The sequence below is a fragment of the Streptoalloteichus tenebrarius genome, assembly GCF_024171885.1.
In the GTDB taxonomy this organism is placed as follows: Bacteria; Actinomycetota; Actinomycetes; order Mycobacteriales; family Pseudonocardiaceae; genus Streptoalloteichus; species Streptoalloteichus tenebrarius.
The window spans coordinates 1-18,183 of record NZ_JAMTCP010000044.1 but is presented as its reverse complement, the minus strand read 5'-3'; the positions used below and the strand labels follow the sequence as shown (position 1 = coordinate 18,183).

19 protein-coding genes are annotated in these 18,183 nt (G+C 75.2%); 9 read left to right on the top strand and 10 right to left on the bottom strand.

Features of this window, described 5'->3' with window-relative positions:
* Positions 1-4: 4 nt before the first annotated feature.
* From LX15_RS33290 to LX15_RS26430, 5 genes are all read right to left on the bottom strand, one after another.
* Positions 5-1,498, bottom strand: a complete 1,494-nt coding sequence (locus tag LX15_RS33290; RefSeq protein ID WP_253672496.1) for a TNT domain-containing protein — start codon at positions 1,496-1,498, stop codon at positions 5-7.
* A 72-nt stretch (positions 1,499-1,570) separates the two neighbouring features.
* Positions 1,571-3,292, bottom strand: coding sequence for a hypothetical protein (locus tag LX15_RS26450; RefSeq protein ID WP_253672494.1), 1,722 nt, complete (start codon positions 3,290-3,292; stop codon positions 1,571-1,573).
* Between the two features lie 50 nt (positions 3,293-3,342).
* Complete coding sequence (locus LX15_RS33285; RefSeq protein WP_308213525.1) at positions 3,343-6,078, bottom strand: glycohydrolase toxin TNT-related protein; 2,736 nt, start codon at positions 6,076-6,078, stop codon at positions 3,343-3,345.
* Entirely contained in the window at positions 6,075-7,742 is a 1,668-nt protein-coding gene (locus tag LX15_RS32725) for a glycohydrolase toxin TNT-related protein (RefSeq protein WP_301305299.1), read from the bottom strand. Before LX15_RS32725 ends, LX15_RS33285 begins: the two co-directional genes overlap by 4 nt.
* Complete coding sequence (locus LX15_RS26430; RefSeq protein ID WP_253672492.1) at positions 7,739-8,302, bottom strand: hypothetical protein; 564 nt, start codon at positions 8,300-8,302, stop codon at positions 7,739-7,741. Before LX15_RS26430 ends, LX15_RS32725 begins: the two co-directional genes overlap by 4 nt.
* Before the next feature lie 152 nt (positions 8,303-8,454).
* Between LX15_RS26430 and LX15_RS26425 the strand changes: the two genes are divergently transcribed.
* The 5 genes from LX15_RS26425 to LX15_RS26405 all read left to right on the top strand — a co-directional run bounded on the left by LX15_RS26425 (position 8,455) and on the right by LX15_RS26405 (position 12,652).
* Positions 8,455-9,051 carry a pentapeptide repeat-containing protein gene (locus LX15_RS26425; RefSeq protein WP_253672490.1) on the top strand — a complete coding sequence of 199 codons (597 nt, stop codon included), beginning with the start codon at positions 8,455-8,457 and terminating at the stop codon, positions 9,049-9,051.
* A gap of 117 nt (positions 9,052-9,168) precedes the next feature.
* Positions 9,169-10,419, top strand: a complete 1,251-nt coding sequence (locus LX15_RS26420) for an MFS transporter (RefSeq protein ID WP_253672488.1) — start codon at positions 9,169-9,171, stop codon at positions 10,417-10,419.
* Positions 10,416-11,423: a DMT family transporter gene (locus tag LX15_RS26415; RefSeq protein ID WP_308213524.1), complete on the top strand. Its 1,008-nt coding sequence runs from the start codon at positions 10,416-10,418 to the stop codon at positions 11,421-11,423. The genes LX15_RS26420 and LX15_RS26415 overlap by 4 nt, the downstream gene beginning before the upstream one ends.
* 87 nt (positions 11,424-11,510) lie before the next feature.
* The gene (locus LX15_RS26410) at positions 11,511-12,368 is read left to right on the top strand and encodes a bifunctional methylenetetrahydrofolate dehydrogenase/methenyltetrahydrofolate cyclohydrolase (RefSeq protein WP_253672486.1); all 858 of its coding nucleotides are present in this window, start codon (positions 11,511-11,513) and stop codon (positions 12,366-12,368) included.
* A complete protein-coding gene (locus LX15_RS26405) occupies positions 12,365-12,652 on the top strand; it encodes a DUF3017 domain-containing protein (RefSeq protein WP_253672484.1) in 288 nt (95 codons plus the stop codon). Before LX15_RS26410 ends, LX15_RS26405 begins: the two co-directional genes overlap by 4 nt.
* 154 nt (positions 12,653-12,806) lie before the next feature.
* On the opposite strand, the gene LX15_RS26400 is transcribed toward LX15_RS26405, so the two are convergent.
* Positions 12,807-13,799, bottom strand: coding sequence for a medium chain dehydrogenase/reductase family protein (locus tag LX15_RS26400; protein ID WP_253672482.1), 993 nt, complete (start codon positions 13,797-13,799; stop codon positions 12,807-12,809).
* A gap of 94 nt (positions 13,800-13,893) precedes the next feature.
* Between LX15_RS26400 and LX15_RS26395 the strand changes: the two genes are divergently transcribed.
* Positions 13,894-14,577 (top strand): TetR/AcrR family transcriptional regulator, encoded by a 684-nt coding sequence (locus LX15_RS26395; RefSeq protein WP_253672480.1) that lies wholly within the window; start codon positions 13,894-13,896, stop codon positions 14,575-14,577.
* 196 nt (positions 14,578-14,773) lie between these two features.
* On the opposite strand, the gene LX15_RS26390 is transcribed toward LX15_RS26395, so the two are convergent.
* From LX15_RS26390 to LX15_RS26375, 4 genes are all read right to left on the bottom strand, one after another.
* Positions 14,774-14,968, bottom strand: coding sequence for a DUF1918 domain-containing protein (locus LX15_RS26390; protein WP_253672478.1), 195 nt, complete (start codon positions 14,966-14,968; stop codon positions 14,774-14,776).
* A 67-nt stretch (positions 14,969-15,035) separates the two neighbouring features.
* The gene (locus LX15_RS26385; RefSeq protein WP_253672476.1) at positions 15,036-15,230 is read right to left on the bottom strand and encodes a DUF1918 domain-containing protein; all 195 of its coding nucleotides are present in this window, start codon (positions 15,228-15,230) and stop codon (positions 15,036-15,038) included.
* 67 nt (positions 15,231-15,297) lie between these two features.
* Complete coding sequence (locus tag LX15_RS26380; RefSeq protein ID WP_253672474.1) at positions 15,298-15,690, bottom strand: bacteriophage spanin2 family protein; 393 nt, start codon at positions 15,688-15,690, stop codon at positions 15,298-15,300.
* Positions 15,691-15,787: 97 nt separating this feature from the next.
* Entirely contained in the window at positions 15,788-16,615 is an 828-nt protein-coding gene (locus LX15_RS26375) for a metal-dependent hydrolase (protein WP_253672472.1), read from the bottom strand.
* A 155-nt stretch (positions 16,616-16,770) separates the two neighbouring features.
* On the opposite strand from LX15_RS26375, the gene LX15_RS26370 reads away from it, so the two are divergent.
* From LX15_RS26370 to LX15_RS33685, 3 genes are all read left to right on the top strand, one after another.
* Positions 16,771-17,187 (top strand): hypothetical protein, encoded by a 417-nt coding sequence (locus LX15_RS26370; RefSeq protein WP_253672470.1) that lies wholly within the window; start codon positions 16,771-16,773, stop codon positions 17,185-17,187.
* Between the two features lie 2 nt (positions 17,188-17,189).
* Positions 17,190-17,807 carry a DUF3558 domain-containing protein gene (locus LX15_RS26365; protein WP_253672468.1) on the top strand — a complete coding sequence of 206 codons (618 nt, stop codon included), beginning with the start codon at positions 17,190-17,192 and terminating at the stop codon, positions 17,805-17,807.
* Between the two features lies 1 nt (position 17,808).
* Positions 17,809-18,183 (top strand): DUF3558 family protein (locus LX15_RS33685; protein ID WP_372502796.1); only part of this gene is annotated, 375 nt, incomplete at its 3' end.

Genomic DNA, 18,183 nt, shown 5'->3' with positions numbered 1-18,183 from the left:
AGCGCTACGGCCGGGGGTAGTCCCGCAACGGCAGCAGCACGCCGTCCGTGACCAGGTCGCGCAGCGGCAGCGGGAAGACGTAGCCGATCCCGCCGCCCGGCTGCCCGAACCACGGGATCGCGGTGCCGGCCAGCACCTCCACCGGACGTTGCACCCGGTAGGCGTGATGCGGCAGGTCCGCCCAGTCCGGGGGCAGCGATCGCCAGGCGAACGGGGTGCCGGCCGCGTAGAGGACGTTGCCGTCGGCCGAGCCGAACCGGTCCACCTCCGTCCCCACCGACAGCACCATCCGTCGCAGGTCGCGGTAGAGCTCCAGCGGCGGCTCCCCGGGCAGCGGCTCGATCTGCTGGGCGACCACGTGCCGCGCGCCGGCGACCGGCGCCGGTTCGGCGGCCGCCGGCGCGAGCTCCAGCAGCACGGAGCCCAGCAGGAACGCGGCCGCGTCGTTCAGCTCGGTGAACCGGAGCTGCCGGGGCAGCTCGCCGGGGCGGGACCGGCCCACGAACCAGTCGTGCGCGTTGCGCATCAGGTACCAGGCGTTGTCGGCCGTCTCGCCGATCCGGTAGGCGTGGGGCGGCACCCCGAACCCGGCGAGCCGCCGCCGCACCTCCAGCACCACGGTGTCGTCATCCACAGTGGACGGTGACGCCGGCGCGGTGACCCGCCCGCCCACCGCGACCGTCGCCGCGTGCAGCGTGGCCTCCTCGACCTCGGGCACGGTGAACCCCCGGGCGCGCGCGTGCTCGACCAGCTCCGGCTGCGGCGGGACGCCGTGCTGGCGCAGGTAGTAGACGACCGCGCCCGGCCAGATCCACGTGCCGTCGGTGTGGAAGGTCGCGGGGACCACCTGGGGCGCGTGCGGCGCGAGCTGGTCGACCTCGGTCACCCCCGAGGCGCCGATGACCGGCGCGCCGCTCAGGTAGTTGAGCAGCGGCCCCAGGTCCCCCGGCGGCACCACGGGGCGGTCCACGGCGGGCCGCCCGGTCGCGTCGACCCCGTCGAAGGTCAACGCCCTGCGGAACGGCGCGGGCGCCGGCTCCTCCTGCGTCGTCCTGAGCAGCCCGACCTTGCGGACCAGCCATTCGGGCACGTGCTCAGGAGCCCTCGGGAAGACCCGCAGGTCCTCCCGGTACACGTCGGGGCCGACCGGCGACTCCCAGTCCGGCTCCCGGTCCCTGTCGAACGCCGCCGTCGGCTCACCACCCCGGACGAGGGTGATGCGGGCGGTGAACCAGGTCCCGCGCCGGGGGTTGTGCATCACCGACCGCAACTGGTCGACCAGGTCGGCGCACGCGGGGGAGGGGTGGAACTGGGTGGTCCCTCCCCGCTGCCGCACGACGTGCGCCGTGTCGCCGGCCAACCGGCCGACGCGCCGGGAGACCAGCCGCAGCTCCGCCCAGTCCGTCGGGGCCTCCGCGCCGACCGCCCCCATGAGTCGGCGCGTCAGCTCCTCGGCCTCGGGGCTCATCCGTTCCGGCTCGTCGGACACTGTCCCCACCTCCGCTCCCCCGAGCGACGCCGACCCCCGTCAGTGTCGACCCTCGGCGGTCCGCACGCCGGGCGGGTGGCCTCAGCGCACCGGGTCGGGGTCCTCCTCGGGCCAGGCCGCCGCGTCGCGTCCCGCCTCCCGCCCGCCGGGGGACGTCGCCTCCGCCGCCCCCGCCATGTCGCTGAGCACCGCGCCGAGCAGGTACCGGGCCGCCGGCTCGCAGTCGGCGAACTCGGCGACGTCCCTCCGCTCGCCGGCGTCGGCGCGGAACACCACCCAGCGGTCGTTCTCGCGGACGAGGCACCACGCCCCGTCCTCGCTGGCGTTCAGCCGGTACGCGGCCGGGTCGGCGTCGAACACGACCAGCAGCCGCTGGAGCTCGCGCAGCACCGCGGAACCGAGCGGCGCCGGCGCGACGCGGCGTCGGAGCTGCCGGGTGCGCTCGCTCCTGCGGCCGGGCTCGATCCACTGCGAGGTCGCCGGCGTCCGCGCCGGCACGGCGGTCGCCGGCCGGTGGGCGGGGGGCGGTTCGGCGGGCGTGGCCGGCTGCTGTCCCGGCGCGATCCACTGCGTGGCCTCGACGGGCGCGTCCACCCCGTCGGGGCGGGCCAGGACCGTCGGCGGTTCCTGGGCGGTGGGCGGGCTGTCCGGGGGCGCGGCCGAGGTCCGGAGATCCGGGGGCGGGGCGGGCCGCGCCGACTCGGCCGGCGGGCGCGTCGGCTGGGGCGCGTCGGTGGACGCGGGAGCCGACGGCTCCGGCTCGGCGTCCAGGGGGGTGACCAGGGCCGTGGCCGCCGCGGGTGGCTCGGCCGGAGGCGGCGGGGCCGGCGCAGGGGGCGTCGGGAGCCGAGGAGAACTGTCGGTGGGGCCGGCCGAGCCGCCCGGACCCATCGGCCCCGGTCCGGGCGGAGCGGGCGGCTTGGGCGCCGCGCCGCGCAGGCGGAGCAGGTGCGCCCGCGCCGCCTCCTCGGTCGCGGCGTCCACCTCGGGCAGCTCGAACCCGCGCCGCACCATGTGCTCCACCAGGCCCGGGTCCGGCGGGACCCGGTGCTGGCGCAGGTAGTACGCCACCGCGCCCGGCCACACCCAGACGCCGTCGGTGTGGAAGACCAGCGGCACCGCCTCGGTCCGCTCCGGGGCCAGCAGGTCCGTGTCGAACCCGTCGAGCGAGTCCACCACGGGCGCCTGCTCCAGGTAGTCGAGCATCCTGGGCAGCAGGTCCGCCGGCACCGGGGGGCGTTGCACCGTCGGCCGACCGTCCGGGCCGGGGCGGTCGAAGGTGCGCGCGGCCCGGAACGGCGGGGGTTCGGCCGGCGGGCGGCCCGGTGGCGGCACCGTGCCCGCGCCCGCGCCCCGGGGCGGCGGTGGCGGGGTCCCCGCGGCCCGCTCGTGCAGCCACGTCGGAACCCGTTCCGGCGGCCGGGGGAAGGCCCGCAGCTCCTCGCCGAACGCGGTGGGCGGTGGCGGGTTCTGCCACTTCGGCTCGGTGTCGTAGTCGAACTCGTTGGTCATCCGACCGTCCGGTGTCACCAGGAAGCGCGCGGTGAACCAGCTCCCGGTGCCGCTGCTGTACATGTTGCGGCGCAACACCACGCACATCTCGACGACCTGGACCGGCGGCGGCAGCGGGCGGGTGCCCCCCTCGGGGAGCGCCACCGTGGTCGACAGCTCGACGTGCCGGCCGACGGTGCGGAACTCGGCCGAGACGTGTCGCCACTGGCCGGGCGCGGAACGCGCCAGGGTCTGGGCGATCTGGTCGAGCAGACCCTGTTGCTCGACCATCTGCTGGGTCGACGGCGGCATCGCGGGTGTCCTCAGGGGGTGCGGTGGGAGCGCGGGACGGGACGTGGTGATCAGTGTGGCGCGGTGGGGCGGGGCCGCGGCGGCGGGGTGGTGGCGGCGTCGATCTCCGTCAGCACGCCCTCGGCGAGCAGCTCGTCGACCGCCTTGGGCAGGACGTAGGCGGTGCCGCCACCCGGCTGGCCGAACCACGGCACCGCCGTCCCGGTGACGACCTCGACGAACTGGCGCAGCCGGTACACCCGGTAGCTCCGGTTCGCCCACTCCCGGGGGAGCGAGCGTTGCCGGAAGGGGGTGGCCGCGGCGTAGACCACGTTGCCGCCGTCCCCGCCGAAGCGGTCGACCTCGGTGTCCGGCGGGAGGGTCGCGACGCGCTTGTCCCGGTACAACCGCAGCGGCGGCTCACCCGGCAGCGGGTACGTCGGCCAGGGGTCGGCCTCGGGCTCCTGGCCCGCGGCGGCCGGACCGGGCGCCGGCCCTGGGGCGACCTCCGACGGGGCGTGGCCCCCGTGGGCGACGTGGGGCACGTGCTCCGCGACGGGCGCGGGAGGTGGCTCCACGAACCGGGACCGCGTGCTCCGGCCGCCCTCCGGGCCGCCGTCCGTCACCCCGGCGTCGGCGTGCCGGGCCGGACGGTCGAACCGCGTGGCGGCGTCGGTCCCCCCGGGGGCGGGGAGCAGCTCGGTCTCCGGCGACCGCCACGACCCGGCCTGGCCCTGGTCACGCGCCGCCGAGGGCGCCGCCTCCGACGGGACGGGGGTCGGGCCGGCGGACAGCCGCTCCCGCCCGGAGAAGTCGTCCACTGTGGACTGAGGGCGCCGGTCCACCCCGTCGTGCCGGTCGCCCTCGGGCGGGGTGAAGCCGTTGACCCGCTCGATCGGCGGGGCGGTGAAGGTCGTCGGCGCGTCCTGGCCCGCTCCGGAGAAGGGGCCGAGGCCGACCGGGACCTCCGCGTGCTGGTCGCGCGCGGCGAACGCGTCGGCCGGCGGCTCGTGCCGGGCCGACCGCTCCTCGCCGGGGAACGGCTGGCGCGTCCGGTCGCCGTCGGCGAACTCGGTGGAGTGGCCCTCGACGTCCGACCGGCCCTGCGCGCCACGCGGAGCGGCGGATTGCCGGTCGTGCGGCCGGAGATGCTCCCGCTCGCGCTCCTCGACGGGGTGCTGCCACCGGCCCGGCTGACCCCCGTGGTGGTCGGGCTCGGAGCCCGACGCCGACCCGCCCTGCTCCCCGGCGAAGGGCATGACCCCCGCCGGCAACACGTGCGTGGCCACGTCGGGTTCGGCGCTGTGGGCGCCCGACTGCTCCGCGCGTGGTTCCCGGGAGCGGAACGCCCCCGGCTGCTCCTCGCCAAGCTCCACCCGCCGGTTGCGTCGCGACCGGGGTGGCTCGCCGCCCGCGTCGGCGTTCGGCGCGGTGAAGGCGGGCAGGGGCTGGGTGCCGAAGTCGGCCGGCTCCGGCTGAGGCCGCTGCGCCACCGGCTCCGCGTGGTGCGCCGCCGCCTCGTCGGCCCCGTGCTCGGAGGGGGACTCGCGATCGTGCTCGCCGAGCGGCTCGGCGGAGTGGGACGCCCGGCCGCCGCCGTGGTCCTGCCGGCCGTGGGACCGGTCCGCGTCCCCCCGGTGCGCCGGCCCGTCCGCCCCGATCGCCGGGAGCGGCTCGGTGACGAAGCCCGCGTCCGGCGGGACGTCCTCGCCCGGCGCGGCCTCGGCGGCGCGGGGCGGCTCGCCCGACGCCTCCTCGCGCCGGCCGTCCCGGGCCGAGGGCTGGCCGGCCGGCGGCTCGTCCGCGCCGGAGTGGCCCCGCACGCCCTCCTGCGACGACGCCAGGCGGGACAACCAGGCGGGGACCCGGTCGGCGGGCAGGGGGAAGAGCTGGAGCTCGTCGGCGACGTCCGCCGCGCTCGGCGGCCGCCCCCACCGGGGCTCCTCCTCGTGGTCGTAGCCGACGCTCAGCTCGCCGTTGGCCCTGACCAGCACCCGCATCCGGAACCACGTGCCGGCTCCCGGCTCGTACCGCGCGGACCGGAGGCGGAGGAACGCCATCGCCGTGGGGCGGGGGACGTCCACGCGGTGCGCGCTCCCGTCCGCGCCCACCACCTCCATGCCGAACTCGCCGTGGTAGCCGACCACCTGGGCGACGATCCGCAGGCGCTCCCAACCCGGGGGGGCCAGCGGGCGCAGCTCGTCGACGATCCTCGTGAGCAGCGCCTGCTGCTGGGCCTCGTCGAGCGGACCGCGCTCGGGGACGGCCACCGGCGGCGCGGGCGCCGACGTGACCGGCGCCGGAGGGGCGGGCGCCTGCGGGACGGGCGCCTGCGGGACGGGCGCCGCCGGCGCGGGCGACGCCGAACGGGACGCCTCGTCCAGCCTGGCCCGCAACCAGTCCGGCACCGCGGCCGGGTCCCTGGGGAAGCGCTCCAGGTCGGCCGCGTAGAACGCGGCCGGCGGCTCCTGGTCGCCCCAGGCGGGCTCCTCGTCGAACTCGTACCGCAGCCGGGCCTGGTTGGGCGGGGTCAGCCAGCCCAGCACGGAGAACCAGGTCCCCCTGCCCGGCTGGTACATCCGCTCCCGCAGCTCGCCGAGGACCTGGCACACCTCGTCGGGCAGCCGTCCGGCGACGGTCTCGCCGTCGGCCCTGGTCACCTCGTAGGCGTGCGCGTCGGCCGTGTGCACCGCGACGAGCTGGAAGTGCAGCTCGCGCCAGTCCGCGGGCAGCACCCGCGCGAGCAGCCGGCAGCACCGCTGCTCCAGCGCGAGCTGCTCCTCCTCGGTGAGCTGGGGCGAGGTCACCCGGACTCCTCTCCAGCGGCGTCGTCGCCGCTCGGCCCGGCGCGCCCGGGGATCTCCGCCAGGCTCCCGTCGTCCAGCAGCTCCTTGATGGACCTCGGCAGGACGTGCGCGGTGCCCCCACCCGGCTGGCCGAACCAGGGGATCGCGACGCCGCTGAGCACCGGGACCGGGCGCATCACCCGGTACACGTGGTACTCGCGGGACACCCAGTCCGCCGGCAGGGAGCGGTGCGGGAAGGGGGTGCCCGCCGCGTAGGTGAGGTTGCCCTCGGGGGTGCCGAACCGATCGACGTCCGTTCCCGCGCTCAGCGTGCCGGGCGTGACGTCCTGGAACAGGGTCAACGGCGGCTCGCCGGGCAACGGGGTGATCTCCGAGGGGCGTTCCGGCTCCGGCTCGGCCGGGGGCTCCGGCTGGCGCGCCTCCAAAGGGGGCGCCGGCTCCTGGCCGGCGACCGGCGGCTCGGCCCGCTGGCCGTTCGGCGCCTGGTCGGGCAGCGGGGTGAACGCCGCCACCGGCGCCGTGGCGTCCGACGAGGGCGCGGGCTGCGGGTGCTGCGCCGGCGGCGCGCTCGGTTGCTGGACCGGCGCGGGTCCCTGCGGGCCGGGAGCCGGGTGCCCTGGGCCGGGTTGGACAGCGCCGGGTTGGATGGGGCCGGGCTGGACAGCGCCAGGTTGGACGGGGCCGGGCTGGACGGGGCCGGGCTGGACGGGACCCGGTGCGACCGGACCCGGCTGGAGGGCGGGGGACGGGGGCGGGACCGGCTGCCCCACTCCGGGCTGCCCGCCCTGCGCCGACATGCCCTGGGGCGCCCCCACCGACGCGGGGTGCGGCGGGGCGGGCTCACCCGGGACCGGGGACAGCAGGAGCGTGCCGACGAGCTGGGCGGCGGCCTGGTCGACCGTGTCGAAGCCGACCGGATGGAGTTGGGCGCCGCGCTCTGACCAGAACACCAGCCAGCCGGCGGGTTCCCTGATCAGGCACCACGCCCGCTCGGCAGCGCCGCCGACGCGATAGGCGGTCGGCGGCACGCCCAGCTCGTCGAGCCGCTGGCGCAGCCGGCGCAGCGTGGCGTCCTCCTCCGGCGTGATCGGCGGGCCTCCCGCGGGACCGGGCTGCGCCGGGCCGGGGGGTTGGCCAGGGCCGACCTGGCCAGGACCGATCTGGCCAGGACCGGGTTGGGCCGCCGGCGGCGGGGCCACCGGGGGGACCGGCGGCTGGGGCTGCCGGAGCTGCCCGGCGCGTTGCCGCAGCCACTCCGGGGTGTTCTCCTCGTCCCTGGGGAAGAACCGCAGCTCGTCGACGAACGCCGCGGGGGGCGGCGGCTGCCCGTGCCAGCTCGGCTCGTCGGTCCGGTTGTACTGGATGGAGTAGCGGTCGGGGTGGTTGAGCTGGAACCGCGCGCTGAACCAGGTGCCCCTGCCCGGCCGGTACATGCCGGCCCGCAGCTCCGCGAACCGCTGCCCGACCTCGGGCGGGGGGTTCCAGCTCTGCGTGGCGCCGGTGACGAAGTGGACGGTGACCGGCATCTCGACGTACCGGCCGGCGGCCCGGTAGTCGATCTCGACCTCCTCCCACCCCGGGGGGAGGGTGTGCACGAGCTGGACCGTGGTCTGCTGCAACAACTGGTCCTGGTCGACGGGGTTCAGCGGCCTGGGGCCCGTCATCGGTTCGCGTCCTCCTGCCAAGCGCCCTGCGCGGCGTGCGTGGCGGCCGGTGTCGGCGCCGCCGGTGCCGGTGGCGCCGGCGCAGCCTCCCGCGCGCCGGCCAGCCGGGCCCGCAGCCACCCCGGGACGTGCTCGTCGTCGCGCGGGAATGCTTCCAGATCCTGGGCGAACACCGCCGGGGGAACCGGGGGGTCCCAGAGCGGGTCGTGCTCGAAGTTGAAGCTGACGTGGAACTGGCTGGGCGGGTCCATCGTGTACCGCATCGAGAACCAGGTCCCCAGCCCCGGCTGGTACATGAGCTGGCGCAGGTCGGTCGCGGCCGAGACGACCTGGGGCGGCGGGGCGAAGGCGGGGGTGGTCCCGTCCTCCATGACCACGGTGAGCGTGAGGTCGTGCACGGTGCTCGCCATGAGCGCCCTGAGGTCGATCCGGCGCCAGCCGGCGGGGGCCGCGGCGAGCAGGCCGCCGCCGATCACCTGGAGCAGCTCGTCGGTGCGGTCCTCGTCCTCCTGCGGGTCCTGCGCTGCCACCCGCTGGTCTGGGTGCGGTGGTTCGTGCATGGTGACGGGCTCCCGGGGTCGGTCGCGGTTCGGTGCCGCCTCGGCGGCAGGAGTCGGGGTTGCGACGTTAGTGCGAACGGGTGGACGACAGGGATCGATCCCCGCCATCTCCACCCGGGTCGGTGTCGGGGGTCACTGGCAGGGTGGCAGGCGTGACCGACGACGTGATCACGGGGGAGGACCTCTCGGACACCGTGTGGGCCGGCGAACGCTGGGAACGCCGGACCTTCACCCGGTGCGACTTCACCGGAGCGGATTTCGCCGGGGTGGAGACTCGGGGCTGCGCGTTCACCGACTGTGACTTCAGCCGGGCCGATCTCACTGGTTCGCGGCATATCGCTACCGCTTTCCGGGGCTGCACCTTCCGAAGTGCCGTGGTGAACCGGGCCGAGTTCCGCCAGTGCAGCCTGCTGGGGTCGGTCCTCGCCGACTGCGGCCTGCGGTCGACGCGCCTGGTCGAGGCGGACCTGACGCTGGTCGGACTGGGCGGGGCCGACCTGAGGGGGACGGACCTGCGCGGGCTCCGGCTGCGCGAGGCCAACCTCGTCGACGCCGACCTGCGCCGCGCGGACCTCCGTGAGGCGGACCTGACCGGCGCCCGGCTCCTGGGCGCCCGTCTTGAGGAGGCCGACCTGCGGGGCGCCAGGGTGGACGCGCACGGTCTCGTGCAGGCCCGGCTCGCCGGCGCGCGGGTCGACCTTCCGACGGCGATCGCGTTCGCGGCCGCCCATGGGCTGGTGGTCGACTGATCCTCGGCCGCGCCCGTCGCCCCCCTCGCCTCCCCTCGCCTCCCCTCGTCCGTCCGTCGTCCCGCTGTGCGGGAAAAAGCGACTGACTTCCGGGCGGCGGTGGGCGACGATTTTCCGATGCGGGCGATGTTGGCGGAGTTGCTCAGGACGCCCCGGCTGCCCTCGGTGTGGGCGTGGTCGTTGCTCGCGCGGCTGCACGTCACCGCCACGGGCATCGCCCTGTCGCTGCACGTCGCGGGGTGGACCGACTCCTACCTGTGGGCCGGCGTCGTGAGCGCGGGACTCGCGCTGGGCTCGGGCGCCGCCGGGCCGCTGCGGGGGCGCGCCGTCGACCGCCGGCCGTCCGCGCCGATACTGGTGATCACCGGCGTGCTCTACTCGGCGGGGCTGGCCGCGCTGGCGTTCCTCCCGCCGTCGCTGTGGTGGCTCGGGCCGGTGATCGCGCTGGCCACCGGGTTGTTCCTTCCGCCGGCCACCCAGGTCAGCCGGGTCGTGCTCCCCCGCATGGTCCCGGAACGCCTGCGCGCCTCCGTCTACTCGATGGAGGCGGCGATGCAGGAGCTGCTGTTCATCGCCGGCCCGGTCGGAGCGGCCGCGGCCGTGTCGTTGTCGGGCGCGCGGGCCGCCGTCCTGCTGTGCGCCGGCATGGCCCTGGCCGGCTCGCTCGGTTTCGCCTGGTCGGTGCGCCGGGCCGGGGTGAGCCAGCCCGAGCGCCCCGACGCCGACCCCGCCGATGGCGCCCGTCCCGCGGCATCTGCCGCGCCGCGTCGGGGCGGCGTGCTCGCGGTGCCTGGAGTCCTGCCCCTGGCGGCCGCCTACGGCCTGCTGGGCGTCGGGTTCAACGCGTTGGACCTCGCGCTCGTCGCGTGGGCGCGGGACCGGGGAACGCCGGGGCTGGCCGGCGTGCTCGCGTTGGTGTGGGCCCTCGGGTCGCTCGTGGGCGGCCTGTACGCGGCGAGGGGCGGCGGGCCGGGGCTGGTCGGCCGGGTCCTGCTGGCCGCCGTCGGCCAGCTCGCGGTCGCGCCGTTCCTGCCGCCGCTGATGGCCGGTCATCCGGTCGTGCTCGGCGCGGCGCTGCTCGTGTCGGGCACGACGATCGCCCCGGCCATCGGCGCGATCTACACCCGGCTGGGGGAGGTGGCCCCGGCCGGCCGGCGGGCCGAGGCCTTCGGCTGGCTGTCGACGACGGCGACGACCGGGGCGGCGGTGGGTGCTCCGCTGGCCGGAGCGCTGCTCGACGGGCTGGGACCCGCCGCCGCGGTCGCGCTGGCCTCCTCCACCGCGTGGGTCGGGGTGCTCGTCGTTCGCCGGGTGCCGAAGCTCCCGCGCCCGGCGGACGAGTCCGTGCGGGAGGATGCTCGTACGTGAGCCACGTTCGGGAGTCCTCGGTGTTGGTGGACGACGACGGCGCCACCGGGGAGCCGGGGCACCGGGCCGCGCACCGCGGGATCGGCCTGGTGGCCGCGTTGGGCATCGGCCTGGTGATCGCCGCGCAGTCCCGGGTCAACGGCGAACTGGGGCACCGGCTGGGTGACGGGATCGCGGCCGCCGTCGTCTCCTTCGGCGGCGGCCTGGTCGTGCTGCTCGTCCTGGTGCCGGCCTCGCCGTGGGGACGGCGTGGCCTCACCCGGCTGCGCGCCGCGCTGCGGGACCGCTCGTTGCGGCCGTGGCAGTGCCTGGGTGGCGTGTGCGGCGCGTTCTTCGTCGTCGGCCAGGGGCTGACGGTGGCCACGCTGGGCGTCGCGTTGTTCACCGTGGCCGTCGTCGCCGGCCAGGCCGCCAGCGGCCTCGCCGTGGACCGGGCGGGGCTCGGCCCGGCCGGCCCCCAGCCGTTGACCCTGCCGAGGGTGCTGGGCGCGGGGCTCGCCGTGGTCGCCGTCGTGATCGCGGTGTCCGGGCGGCTCGGGGACCCCGCGGGGTGGGCGCTCGCGCTGCTGCCCGCGCTGGCCGGGGCCGGGCTCGCCTGGCAGCAGGCCGTGAACGGCCGGGTGCGCGGCGCGGCGGGGGCCGCGCTGCCCGCCGCCTTCGTCAACTTCCTGACCGGCACGGCCGCGCTGCTGCTCGTGCTCGTCGTCGACCTGGCCGTGCGGGGCCTGCCGGACGCGGCGCCCGCCGACTGGTGGCTCTACGCCGGTGGGCCGCTGGGCATCGTCTTCATCGCCGGGGCGGCCGCGGTCGTGCGGATCACCGGCGTGCTGGTGCTCGGGCTGGGGTCGGTGGCGGGCCAGCTCGTCGGGGCGGTCCTGCTCGACGTGTTCGTGCCGGCTCCCGGGCAGTCGGTGGACACCGCCACCTTCGTGGGGACCGGGCTGACGCTGGTCGCGATCGTCCTCGCGGTCCTTCCTGGCCGCGTCTCCCGCGTCTCGTCCTGACCCGCGCTCCGCGTCCGGCCCCGTGGCGCGGGCGTCGTGGGGGCTGGCGTCCACCGCGCCGGACGGCGCCTGGCACGATTGGGGGCCGTGACCGCCACCATCCTCGACGGCAAGGCCACCAAGGCAGCGATCTACGAGGACCTGCGCAAGCGGGTCGCCGCCCTCGCCGAGCGCGGGCTGACCCCCGGACTGGCCACCGTGCTGGTCGGCGACGACCCCGGCTCGCACGCCTACGTCCGGCAGAAGCACCGGGACTGCGCCCGGATCGGGATCACCTCCCTCCGGCGCGACCTGCCGGCCCACGCCAGCCAGGCCGAGGTGGAGGCGACGCTCGACGAGCTGAACGCCGACCCGGAGTGCACCGGCTACATCGTGCAGCTCCCGGTCCCCGGCCACCTGGACACCGGGGCGCTGCTGGAGCGCATCGACCCGGCCAAGGACGCCGACGGCCTGCACCCGGTCAACCTCGGCCGGCTGGTGCTCGGCGAGACCGGCCCGCTGCCCTGCACCCCGCGCGGCATCGTCGAGCTGCTCCGCCGGTACGAGGTCCCGCTGTCCGGGGCGAACGTGGTGGTCGTCGGGCGTGGCGTCACCGTGGGCCGCCCGCTGGGCCTGCTGCTCACCCGCCGCAGCGAGAACGCCACGGTGACCCTGTGCCACACCGGCACCAGGGACCTGGCCGCCGAGGTGCGCAGGGCGGACATCGTGGTGGCGGCGGCCGGCCGCGCCGGGCTGATCACGCCGGACATGGTCCGGCCGGGGGCGGCCGTGCTCGACGTCGGCATCACCCGCACCGAGGAGGGGCTGGTCGGCGACGTGCGCCCGGACGTCCGCGAGGTGGCCGGCTTCCTCGCGCCCACGCCGGGCGGCGTGGGTCAGATGACCGTGGCGATGCTGCTCACCAACGTCGTGGAGGCGGCGGAGCGGGCCGCAGGGTTGGCGTGACCCCGAGGGAGCGCTCCGTCGACCGACGGCACCTGCCGTTCGCCCTGGTCCTGTTCGTCGTGCTGGTCGGGATGGGCTTCGTGTCCACCGCGCACTGGCGCAAGGGCTCGTTGCTGATCGGCGCGGCGATGCTGCTCGCGGCCGGCCTCCGGGTGTTCCTCCCGCAGGAGCGGCTCGGCCTGTTGGCGATCCGCAGCCGCGTGGTGGACGTGGTGCTGTACTCGGCGCTGGGCGTGGCGATCGTGGTCGTGGCCGTCACGATCCAGGGCGGTCTGTTCGGCTGAGCCCTCCGGTGGCGGGTGCGCGCACCCGCCACCGGGCGGCCCCCGGTCCAGTAGTCCACTGTGGACGGACGAAGGGTGGCGCGGCGCTCCCGCCTTTCCCCGCCCCTCACCGTGATCACCGATTTTCGGGCGCGGGCCACGGTGTCCGGCCGGGTCACGCGTCGAGCACGACCTTCCCGGTCACCCCGCCGTCCACCAGCAGGCCCAGCGCCTCGGCGGCCCGGTCCAGCGGCAGCCGGTGGGCCACCCTTGCGTCGAGTTCCCCGTCCCTGAGCAGGGACAGCACCGTCTTCAGGTCGGAGCGGAACGTCGCGGTGGGACGGACGTAGTAGAACTTCGCCCGCCGGCCATTGGGCAGCAGGCTCCAGGCGAGCACGCGCGCCGCCAACGGCAGGTACGGCCGCAACGGGTGCCCCTCGTCCTTCAGGGTGGACCTGGAGCCGTAGCTCACGAGCGTGCCGCCCCGACGGAGCAACGGCCAGAGCGCGCGGATGCCCTGGCCGCCGACGTGGTCGAACACCGCGTCGAGCCCCTCGGGAGCGAGCCGCCGGACGGCCGAGGCCAGGTCCCCGCGGTAGTCCACGGGCTCGACCCCCAGCTCGCGGAGCGCGTCGTGCTTCCCGGCCGACGCCGTGCCGATCACCCGGGCGCCCACCGCGCCGGCGAACTGCGCGAGCAGCGTGCCCACGCCGCCGGCCGCGCCCTGCACGAGCACCGTGTCGCCGGCCTTGACGCGAGCGGCCCGGTGCGCCATCTGCCACGCGGTCACGCCGTTGGTCACCAGGGCCACCGCCTCGCCCGCGTCGACCTCCTCCGGCACGGGGACGAGATGCCGCGCGGGGACCTCGACCAGCTCCGACCACGCGCCGAACCGCGTCATCGCCGCGACGCGCCGGCCGACGAGCGCCGCGTCGACCCCCTCGCCCACGGCCGCCACCCGGCCCACCAGGTCGTAGCCCGGCACGAACGGGAACCGCGGCTGGTTGAGGTATCGGCCGCGCAGCATCTGCACCTCGGAGAACGCCACCCCGGCGGCCTCGGTCCGCACCAGCACCCTGCCCCGCCCCGGCGCGGGCACGTCGCGCTCGCGCACGTCCAGCACCTCGGGACCGCCCCGACCCGTCATGACCACCTCGACCGACCGCATCCACGCCTCCATGATGTCCTCTTGCGTTTGTTAGAACCTCTAACGCAAGAGTGAAGGTGTTAGCGTCGGCTGTCAAGCGGGAAGGAGGTCGGACGTGGCCGACCAGGCACGGACACCGCGCGAGCGGTACCGGGAGCAGACACGGGCCGAGGCCAAGCGGATCGCGTTGGAGCAACTGGCCGCGTCGGGGCCGGCCGGGGTCTCGGTCAACTCCATCGCCCGGCGGATGGGGGTCACCGGACCGGCGCTCTACCGGTACTTCGCCGGACGGGACGAGCTGCTCACGGAACTGATCAGGGACGCCTACCACGACCTGGCCGACGCGGTGGAGGGCGCGGCGCGGGAGTCGGCCCGTCGCGCGCCGGCGACCCGGCTCAGGGAGGTGGCCTCGGCCTTCCGGGGGTGGGCCCTGGCCCAGCCCCACCGCTACCTGCTGCTCTTCGGCACGCCCGTTCCCGGCTACGTCGCGCCGCCGGACACGGTCAACGCCGCGCACCGCTCGATGGCAGCCATCCTCGACGTGCTCGCGGCGCTGGCGCCCCCCGAGCTGGCGGCGCGGCCGAGGCGGTCGGCGCTGGACCGCCAGCTCGGCGCGTGGGGCGAGCGCCAGGGCGCGGGGCACCTGCCGGCGGCCGTGCTGCGCAGGGGGCTGGCCGTGTGGAGCAGGCTGCACGGCATGGTGAGCCTGGAGATCGCGGGCCACCTGACGCCGATGGGCGTGGACGGCGAGCTGCTGTTCCGGGCCGAGCTCGACGCCCTGCTCGCGGAACCCTGGTGACCAGGGCAGGTGCGGTGAGCGGGAGGACCGCGGCCGAGCACTGTCGGCGTCACGGGCGCCGCGAGCGCTCCGGGCTCGCGCGCACCGGGGTCGGGCTCACGCCCTGAGAACCCTCACCGAGGGTGGGTCTCCCGCTCGGGGCGACCCCGCCCGGAGCGCCGCCTGGGGAGGAGCGCCGCCCGGTCGACCGGGCCGGTCAGTCCTCCGGTCTGCGCTGCTCGATGACGCAGTCCGCGCCCGGGTACACCAACGCCTCGTGCCCGTCCTGGTACCGGACCAGGTACGGCGGCTCACCGCCCTGACCCCGGACCTCCAGGACCTCCGCCACCTGTTCCCGCTCGCCGACGTGACGGCTCTTCACGTGGATCCGGTCGCCCACGGTCGCGTGCATCGCTGACCACCTCCGCGACCTCAGGGTAGGGGCAGGTGGCGGGGATCACACCCCGGTCGCGCCGGGATCAGTCCTGTGGGCCGCGTTGTTCGATGAGGCAGTCGGGGCCCGGGAAGATGAGGGCCTCGTGGCCGTCGTCGAAGCGCACCCGGTAGGGTGGCTCGCCCTCCGAGCCCCGCACCTCGACGATCTCGCCCACGTGCTCGCGCATCCCCACGATGCGGCCCTTGATCCGGATCCGGTCGCCCACGGTCGCGTGCATCGCTGACCACCTCCTCGGCCCAGCCTAGAAGGCGGTGGCCCCGGTCACAGCTCGCCCGATACGGTGATCAGGAACAGGACCGGCGGAGGTCGTCGAGCTGCTTGACCTTCTGGTCCGCCCACGCCGCCATGTTCTGCGGGTTCACGTCGGTGACCCGGAGCTGGGCGAGCGAGTCGGCCATCTCCCGCAGCTCCCGCTGGAGGTTGGCGTCGGCCGCCTTGTCGGCGAGCTGGCGCAGCTCGTCGGCCTTCTGCTGCGCCTCGTCCACGCTGCGCCGCGGGTCGGAGAGGCTGGGGTTGAAGCCGGTCACCGCGCTGATCGCCTGCGTGCAGAGCTGGGCCTTGTCGACCGCGTTCGAGGCGCTGTCCAGGGCGCCGCACCCGGAGAGCGCCAGCGCGAGCAGGGGGCCGGCCACGGCGGTGGCGAGCATGGGGACGGGGCGGGACCCGGCGAACCGCATGAACCCGACACTACCGACCAGAGGCGGGGTGTGGGGCCACCTCTCCGGAGGACTCCGGAGGACTCCGAAGGACTCAGGTGGACTCCGGTGGACGAGGTCAGGAGGAGGCCGCCGCGCCCGGCAGCCACCCGAGGAGGTCGAACCCCAGCCAGGGGACCGCGCCGGTGCGCTGCAACGCGGCCGCCGAGAGGTACACCGCCAGCAGCGTCAGCCCCGGCAGCACGAGCGACAGCTCCACCGCGCCGCCGGTCCGCATCCGCATCGGCTTCGGCGGGGCCACCGGGAACCACGTCTTGCCCTTGATCGGGATCGGCCACAGCATCGGGCAGCCCTGCTCGGTGATCGCGTCGCCGAGGTAGTGCGCCACGCACCCGATCATCACGGCGATGCCGGCTGCCGCGGCGTTCTCCGGGGCCTCGACGACCCAGCGCAGGCAGGCCAGCGTCAGCACGCCGGAGGCGACCGCGATCGCCACCGCGTCGCGCTTGGGGGACCACTCGTTCATCAGCCCGCGCACGGCGAGGCCGCAGAACACGAACATCAGCACCGGCAGGGCGTAGCGGTTGCCCGCCTGGACGATCGCCGTCGTGACCAGCCCGGCGACCAGGGCGAACAGCACCGTGTGGGTGAGACCCCGGTGCCCGCCGTCCCGCTTCGGGTCCTTTCTGGTCTTGGTCGCCCGGTAGGTCCACCCGCTGACCGTGTTGATCACACCGGAGACCGCCTGGCTGAACGGCCCGAACGTGCGGGCCACCGTGGAGGAGGGGTGGTCGATGTCGGGCAGCAGCGCCGCCCCGGAGGCCAGCGCGGCCCCCACCACCCAGGCCTGGGGCGTGAGCTCGCCGATCGCGTGCCCGCTGGCCAGGGCGGTCACCCCCGCCCACGCCGCGAGGCCGCTGATGGCATGCGTCGGACCCGTCGACATCCCGCCCCCCAGGTGATCTCACCTGGGAGGGTACCGATCATGGTTCGGCGGGCACGCCCCGCGCGGGAAACATGCACGTTCTTCGGGAACCAGGGGTTCTCGCCCGGAGTCATACGGCAGGATGCCTGTGGCGCGTACGTCTGGGGGAGAGTGTCATGGCTGATCTGGTCAGTGGTGTCTGGTCGGGTGTGGGCGCCGCGGTCGGCGGCATCGCCGGTGCCGTAGCCAAGGCGGCTGCGGGGGCCGGCGCCTCGGGCGGCACGGTGGGCTACACGATCGACCGCGACGCCATCCCCAGCCTGATCGAGCAGCTGGAGAAGGCCAAGGAGATGGTGAACCTCGCCCTGGTCGAGGCCGCGCGTGCTGACAACTTCCCCGCTCCGGGAACAGATCCCTACAGTCCGACAGCTGCCGAGCAGATGGGGCCGAAGCTGGTGCAGAACCACACCGATGCCAACAAGCGGTACCAGCAGGACATCCAAAACATGATCGACAGTCTGAATGCTGCAATGAGGTCCTACGACAACGCGGAGGACTCGGCTCGGTCCTCGATGCGGCAGAAGCGAGTCTGACGATGCGGCAGGGGACTGTGGTTTTGTCGGGAGTTCTCCTGGCGGCGGCGCTCGCCGGTTGCTCGTCCCCGACAACGGGGAAAGCCGAACCCGCGGGCAGGGGAAGCGGGCCGGGCGCTTCCACCAGTGCCGGTTCGTCAGGCGCTCCTCCCGTCACCAAGCCGTTGGACACCGCCAAGTTCCAGCAGAATCCGTGCGGCGTTTTGACGCCCGCGCAGCTTCAGCTGTTGCGCATCAGCAAGCCGGGTGAGCCGAACGGCGCTACCCAGGGACCTGGCTGTGCGTGGCCGGACAGCGGTGGGACCTCGAAAATGTCGGTTCACGGTACGTTTATCGTCAAGGGCGACGGCCTTCCTGGCCTCTACAGTCGGCGTGGCACCTACAAGGTGTTTGAGCCGATCGAGATCGAGGGTTATCCGGCCGTTATCGCTAGCCGCTCCGTTGACTCTCGCCCCGACGGTATGTGTGACATCAGCATCGGAGTCACCGAGAAGCTTGTTTACGAGGTTCAGCTGTTGTTCAACACGGGTGTCGAGAAGCCTGCTGACTTCAACAATCCGTGTGGTCGTGCGCAGACCGTCGCCGCTGAGATGATCAAGACGATGAAGGCGGGCGGTTGAGATGTGCCGGGCGCGAGGAGTAGTGGCTCGGGAACGTGCTGTGGTGTCCGCTTCCCTTCTGGCAGCCCTGACGCTCACCGCATGTTCTCCGTCCGTCGCCGGAGACGCACCTCCGACGACACCCAGCTTCTCGGCCGGTGCCAGTTCGGGCGCGGGCGGCGCCCCTCGGGTTCCGCAGGCGTTGGATACGTCCAAGTATCAGCAGGATCCGTGCTCGATGCTGGGGGTGGCCCAGCTACAGGCTCTGAACATCAGCGCGACTGGAAAGCCTCGCAGCGCCTCGACAGGTCCTGCCTGTGATTGGTCGGACGACAACGGGCCATCGAAAATGTTTCTCACCCTGACGTTGGTGACCAAGGGCGATGGTATGGCCGGC

Coding starts and splice junctions, on each gene's coding strand:
- LX15_RS26450 (WP_253672494.1), bottom strand. CDS start 3,292: ATGCCGCCGTCGACCCAGCAGATGGTCGAGCAACAGGGTCTGCTCGAC.
- LX15_RS32725 (WP_301305299.1), bottom strand. CDS start 7,742: ATGACGGGCCCCAGGCCGCTGAACCCCGTCGACCAGGACCAGTTGTTG.
- LX15_RS26430 (WP_253672492.1), bottom strand. CDS start 8,302: ATGCACGAACCACCGCACCCAGACCAGCGGGTGGCAGCGCAGGACCCG.
- LX15_RS26420 (WP_253672488.1), top strand. CDS start 9,169: ATGCGGGCGATGTTGGCGGAGTTGCTCAGGACGCCCCGGCTGCCCTCG.
- LX15_RS26400 (WP_253672482.1), bottom strand. CDS start 13,799: ATGCGGTCGGTCGAGGTGGTCATGACGGGTCGGGGCGGTCCCGAGGTG.
- LX15_RS26390 (WP_253672478.1), bottom strand. CDS start 14,968: ATGCACGCGACCGTGGGCGACCGGATCCACGTGAAGAGCCGTCACGTC.
- LX15_RS26385 (WP_253672476.1), bottom strand. CDS start 15,230: ATGCACGCGACCGTGGGCGACCGGATCCGGATCAAGGGCCGCATCGTG.
- LX15_RS26380 (WP_253672474.1), bottom strand. CDS start 15,690: ATGCGGTTCGCCGGGTCCCGCCCCGTCCCCATGCTCGCCACCGCCGTG.
- LX15_RS26375 (WP_253672472.1), bottom strand. CDS start 16,615: ATGTCGACGGGTCCGACGCATGCCATCAGCGGCCTCGCGGCGTGGGCG.
- LX15_RS26370 (WP_253672470.1), top strand. CDS start 16,771: ATGGCTGATCTGGTCAGTGGTGTCTGGTCGGGTGTGGGCGCCGCGGTC.
- LX15_RS26365 (WP_253672468.1), top strand. CDS start 17,190: ATGCGGCAGGGGACTGTGGTTTTGTCGGGAGTTCTCCTGGCGGCGGCG.